Origin of the sequence: Microbacterium sp. (assembly GCF_049661145.1) — a bacterium.
Taxonomy (GTDB): Bacteria; Actinomycetota; Actinomycetes; order Actinomycetales; family Microbacteriaceae; genus Microbacterium.
In genome coordinates, this window is record NZ_JBASZT010000017.1 from 1 (window position 1) to 1,507 (window position 1,507).

The 1,507-nt window shown below is 72.2% G+C and carries 3 protein-coding genes; 2 read left to right on the forward strand and 1 reads right to left on the reverse strand.

Annotation, left to right across the window (positions count from 1 at the left end):
* The coding region (locus WBP48_RS00930) for a MogA/MoaB family molybdenum cofactor biosynthesis protein (protein ID WP_424434709.1) at positions 1 to 302 on the forward strand (302 nt) is incomplete at its 5' end.
* Between the two features lie 403 nt (positions 303 to 705).
* Complete coding sequence (locus tag WBP48_RS00935; protein ID WP_424434712.1) at positions 706 to 1,143, forward strand: molybdenum cofactor biosynthesis protein MoaE; 438 nt, start codon at positions 706 to 708, stop codon at positions 1,141 to 1,143.
* Between the two features lie 104 nt (positions 1,144 to 1,247).
* On the opposite strand, the gene WBP48_RS00940 is transcribed toward WBP48_RS00935, so the two are convergent.
* The coding region (locus WBP48_RS00940) for a hypothetical protein (RefSeq protein ID WP_424434715.1) at positions 1,248 to 1,507 on the reverse strand (260 nt) is incomplete at its 5' end.

Here is a 1,507-nt window from a genome sequence, read left to right on the forward strand (position 1 = left end):
GCCCGGCGCGCCTGGTCGTGACGACGGGGGGCACGGGGGTCTCCCCGACGGACGTGACGCCCGAGCAGACGGCGCCGCTGCTCGTGCGTCACTTGCCCGGCATCGCGGAGGAGTTGCGGCGGCGCGGGGCGGCCTCGACCCCGTTCGCCGTCCTCAGCCGCGGGTTGGCGGGCGTCGCGGCATCCGGCGCGGTCGTGGTGAACCTGCCCGGTTCCGTCGGCGGCGTTCGCGACGGAATCGCTGTGCTCGACGCCGTGCTGGACCACCTCGTCGATCAGATCGCCGGAGGTGATCACAGCTGACCCGAAAGTCTCGCATCCCCGACGCAGACTTTCTCGCCCCACGGCGCGGCAGCGCCACTGAAAAAGCTGACCCGAAAGTCCCGCCACCTGAGGCAGATTTTCGCGCCCCCACGGCGCGGCAGCGCCACTGAAAAGCTGAAGCGAAAGTCTCGTGACATGACTCAGACTTTCCCGCCCTACGGCGCGGCAGCGCCACTGAAGAGCTGACCCGCGACCCGCGTGCCGCTCGTCAGGTGCCCCACGCCGGGTTCGGAGGCGTCGAACCGCGGATGCCGTGGCCTCCCGCCCGCAGCGTGCCGCCTCCGAGCGGCGATGCGACACACCGGCTCCGGGACGCTGAGACTCGCATGGTGTCTCGGGGCTCGGCTCGCTACCGTGGGAGGGTGCGCGACAGGTCGTGGAGATGAGCTCGTCGACGGCTGGGCGCGTGCTGCGCGCCGAGGTGACGGCGGCATCCCTCGATCCGGGCGCGATCGCGGCACAGGTCGGTGACGACGCGGCGGGCGCCGTCGTCACGTTCGCGGGCGTCGTGCGCGATCATGACCACGGCCGAGCCGTCACGGCGCTGGACTACACGGCGCACCCGTCGGCGAGCGAGGTCATCGTCGCGGTCTGCGCCGAGATCTCCGCCGAGTACCCCGCCACGCGAGTGGCGGCGGTCCACCGCGTTGGTGCACTACGGATCGGCGACGTCGCCATCGTCTGCGCTGTCGCCTCCGCCCACCGGGCCGACGCATTCGCCGCCTGCGCACGACTCGTCGACGAGTTGAAGGCCCGGTTGCCCATCTGGAAGGAGCAGTATTTCGCCGACGGCGGTTCGGAGTGGGTCGGAGCGCTCTAGCGTCGCCTCCGCGCGCTCGGCGGCGACGATCGGCGTCAGTTCTTCAGGGGCGCTGCCGCGCCGTGGGGGCGCCAAAGTCTGCCTCAGGGGGCGAGACTCTCGGGTCAGCGGGCGAGATCGCGACGGATGCCGGTGATCACCCGGTGCGCGACGGCGGGGTCGGCAGCGGCAAGCGCGTCCAGTCCCTCGATCGGGTAGCCGGTGGCGAGCCAGGACTGCGCAATCCCCGGCACGTCGAGCGCCGCCTGCGCGCCAGTGCCCGCGTCAGTGCCTGTGACCGCGTCAGTGCCTGTGCCCGCGTCAGTGCTGCCCGTCACCGACGGCGCGCGTGCGTCCAGTGCGGCCACCGCCGCCTCGGAGCGTC